This is a genomic window from Streptomyces sp. YS-3, assembly GCF_045257485.1.
Taxonomy (GTDB): domain Bacteria; phylum Actinomycetota; class Actinomycetes; order Streptomycetales; family Streptomycetaceae; genus Streptomyces.
This window is the reverse complement of the sequence record NZ_JBJHPC010000689.1, coordinates 1-3466: the sequence shown is the minus strand read 5'-3', so window position 1 is coordinate 3466 and position 3466 is coordinate 1. Positions and strand designations below refer to the sequence as shown.

Genomic DNA, 3466 nt, shown 5'->3' with positions numbered 1-3466 from the left:
CTTCCCGGCCGCCCCCCCTCCCGGCCGTCTCCGTCCGGGTTACAGCGACCGCAGCAGTACAGCCGGCTGCTCCACGCAGTCCGCCACGTACCGCAGGAAGCCGCCCGCCGTGCCGCCGTCGCACACCCGGTGGTCGAACGTCAGCGACAGCTGGACGACCTGACGTACCGCCAGCTCACCCTGGTGCACCCACGGCTTGGCCATGATCCGGCCGACGCCGAGCATCGCCGCCTCGGGGTGGTTGATGATCGGGGTAGAGCCGTCCACCCCGAACACCCCGTAGTTGTTCAGCGTGAAGGTGCCCCCGGTCAGGTCGCCGGGCGTCAGTGTGCCCGCCCGGGCCGCCTCTGTCAGCCGCGCGAACTCCTCGCTCAGCGACGCCGCGCTGCGCGCCTGCGCGTCCCGGACGACCGGCACGACCAGGCCGCGCTCGGTCTGGGCGGCGAAGCCCAGGTGTACGGCCGGCAGCCGCACGATCTCCCGGGCCGCCGTGTCCACCGTCGAGTTGAGCTCGGGGTAGCGGTCGAGGGCCGCGGTGCAGATCCTGGCCAGCAACGCCAGGACGGAGATCTTCGGACCGCCTACCGCGTTCATCGCGGCCCGCGCCGCCATGAGTTCGGTGGCGTCCGCGTCGACCCAGCACGTGGCGTCGGGGATCTCGGAACGGCTGCGGGTCAGCTTGTCGGCGACCGCGCCCCGTATCCCGCGCAGCGGTACCCGCGTCCCGGCGGCGGAACCGGCCGCCACGGGCACCGCCTCGGCAGCCGTCGGCACCGGCTGGTCCGCCGCCCGCAGCGCCGACTCCACGTCGCAGCGCAGGATCAGCCCGTCGGGCCCGGAGCCGGTCAGTGCGCGCAGATCCACCCCTTTCTCCCGCGCCAGCTTCCGTACGAGGGGCGAGATGACGGGTACGGGCCCGTCCCCGGGCGAGACCGGCACGGCGGCCACTTGCGCATTCGAAGGGGCGGAGGACGCCACCCGCGTACCGGAGGGCTCCGCACCCATCGGCGCCGCACCCACCGACGCCGCACCCCCCGACACCGAACCCACCGGCGCCGGGCGCACCCGGCGCCGCCGCCGTACGGCCTCACCGGTGCCGTAGCCGACCAGGACATTGCCCGAGTACTCGGAGGACTCCGCGTCGGCCGCCTCGGCCGCCTCGGGCGCGCCGACGGCGACGGTCAGCAGCGGCGCGCCGACGGGCAGCTCCGTACCTTCCTCGCCGAAGCGGGCCGTCACCACGCCCCCGTAGGGGCACGGCACCTCCACCATCGCCTTGGCGGTCTCGACCTCGACCACCGGCTGGTCGATCGCCACGACGTCGCCCACCGCCACCAGCCAGCGCACGATCTCCGCCTCGGTGAGCCCCTCGCCGAGGTCCGGCAGCTTGAATTCCAGGACCTTGGGCATCAGCTCTGCGCCTCCCACTGCAGCCGTGCCACCGCGTCCAGGACCCGGTCCACGCCCGGGAGGTGGTGCTTCTCCAGCATCGGCGGCGGGTACGGGATGTCGAACCCGGCGACGCGCAGCACCGGCGCCTCCAGGTGGTGGAAGCAGCGCTCGGTGACCCTGGCCGCGATCTCGCCGCCGGGCCCGCCGAAGCCGGTCGACTCGTGGACGACGACGGCCCGGCCCGTCCGCCGCACCGAGGCGCACACCGTCTCGTCGTCGAAGGGCACCAGGGAACGCAGGTCGACGACCTCCAGGTCCCAGCCCTCGGCGGTGGCGGCCTCGGCCGCCTCCAGGCAGACCGGGACGGAGGGGCCGTAGGTAATCAAGGTGGCGCTGCGGCCGGGGCGGCGCACGACCGCCTTGCCGATGGGCGCGACCTCGGTGGGCGCGTCCGGCGACCAGGTGGCCTTGGACCAGTAGAGCCGCTTGGGCTCCAGGAAGACGACGGGGTCGTCGGAGGCGATGGCCGCGCGCAGCAGCCCGTACGCGTCCTCGACGGTCGCGGGCGTCACCACGTGCAGGCCGGGGGTCGCCATGTAGTAGGCCTCGGACGAGTCGCTGTGGTGCTCGACGCCGCCGATCCCGCCCCCGTAGGGCACCCGCACCACCAGGGGCATGCCCATGGAGCCGCCGGTGCGGTTGCGCATCCGGGAGACATGGCTGATCAGCTGCTCGAACGCCGGGTAGGCGAAGGCGTCGAACTGCATCTCCACCACGGGCCGCAGCCCGTACATCGCCATGCCGACCGCCGTGCCGAGGATGCCGGCCTCGGCGAGCGGGGTGTCGGTGCAGCGGTCCTCGCCGAACTCCTTGGCGAGCCCGTCGGTGATCCGGAAGACCCCGCCGAGCGTGCCCACGTCCTCTCCCAGGACATGGACCGTGGGGTCCTCGGCCATCGCGTCGCGCATGGCGCGCTGCAGCGCCTGCGCCATGGTGGCGGGCTTCGCCGCGACCGTGGTCATCGCTGCCCCTCTTCCTCGTCCTCGTGCGCCGCCAGCTCGGCCCGCAGCTGGGCCTCCTGTTCGCGCAGCTGGGCGGTCTTCTCCGCGTAGACGTGCGCGAACAGGTCCATGGGGTCGAGCTCCGCGTCCGCGTTCATCCGTTCACGCAGGGACGCGGCCATGCGCTCCGCCCCCTCGGCCGCGGCCTTCTTCCCGCTCTCGTCGAGGAATCCGCGGCTGGTCAGCTCGGCCTCCAGGAGCTGGATCGGGTCGTGGTCGCGCCACGCCGCCACCTCGGCGTCCACCCGGTAGCGGGTGGCGTCGTCGGCGTTGGTGTGTGCCTCGATCCGGTATGTCACGGCCTCGATGAGGGTGGGGCCGCCGCCCCGGCGGGCGCGCGCGACGGCGTCCGCCAGCACCTCGTGGACCGCCGCCGCGTCGTTGCCGTCGACCAGCCGGCCCGGCATCCCGTATCCCACGGCCTTGTGGGCGAGGGAGGGTGCCGCGGTCTGCTTGGCCAGCGGCACGGAGATGGCGAAGCCGTTGTTCTGTACGAGGAAGACGACCGGGGCCTGCCAGACGGCCGCGAAGTTCAGCGCCTCGTGGAAGTCGCCCTCGCTGGTGCCGCCGTCGCCGACCATGGCGAGCGCCACCACGTCGTCGCCCTTGAGGCGGGCCGCGTGCGCCAGGCCCACCGCGTGCGGGAGCTGGGTGGCGAGGGGGGTGCACAGGGGGGCGATGCGGTGCTCGTGCGGGTCGTATCCGGTGTGCCAGTCGCCGCGCAGCAGGGTAAGGGCCTGTACGGGGTCGAGTCCGCGGGCGACGGCGGCCAGGGTGTCCCGGTAGCTGGGGAAGAGCCAGTCCTGCTCCTGGAGCGCCAGCGCCGCCGCGACCTCGCAGGCCTCCTGGCCGGTGGAGGACGGGTAGACGGCGAGGCGCCCCTGCTTGGTGAGGGCGGTGGCCTGCGCGTTGTACCGCCGGCCGCGGACCAGTTCCTCGTACAGCCGCAGCATCAGGGTGCGGTCGAGCGGGGCGTCCGTGCCGAGCACGCGGTACGGCTCGGGGTCCGGGAG

General features: G+C 73.8%; 3 protein-coding genes. All 3 read right to left on the bottom strand.

Translation table 11 applies throughout. The annotated features are described in order from the left end of the window. Positions 1-39 precede the first annotated feature (39 nt). On the bottom strand, positions 40-1410 hold the full coding sequence (locus ACJA3G_RS33315; protein ID WP_406556768.1) for a dihydrolipoamide acetyltransferase family protein: 1371 nt from the start codon (positions 1408-1410) through the stop codon (positions 40-42). Then, positions 1410-2414: an alpha-ketoacid dehydrogenase subunit beta gene (locus tag ACJA3G_RS33310; RefSeq protein ID WP_406556767.1), complete on the bottom strand. Its 1005-nt coding sequence runs from the start codon at positions 2412-2414 to the stop codon at positions 1410-1412. Before ACJA3G_RS33310 ends, ACJA3G_RS33315 begins: the two co-directional genes overlap by 1 nt. Continuing rightward, the coding region (gene pdhA, locus ACJA3G_RS33305; RefSeq protein WP_406556766.1) for a pyruvate dehydrogenase (acetyl-transferring) E1 component subunit alpha at positions 2411-3466 on the bottom strand (1056 nt) is incomplete at its 5' end. The genes pdhA and ACJA3G_RS33310, both read right to left, overlap by 4 nt.

What these genes read in the sequence shown, in the direction of transcription:
- ACJA3G_RS33315 (WP_406556768.1), bottom strand. Translation starts at nt 1,410, where the DNA reads ATGCCCAAGGTCCTGGAATTCAAGCTGCCGGACCTCGGCGAGGGGCTC.
- ACJA3G_RS33310 (WP_406556767.1), bottom strand. Translation starts at nt 2,414, where the DNA reads ATGACCACGGTCGCGGCGAAGCCCGCCACCATGGCGCAGGCGCTGCAG.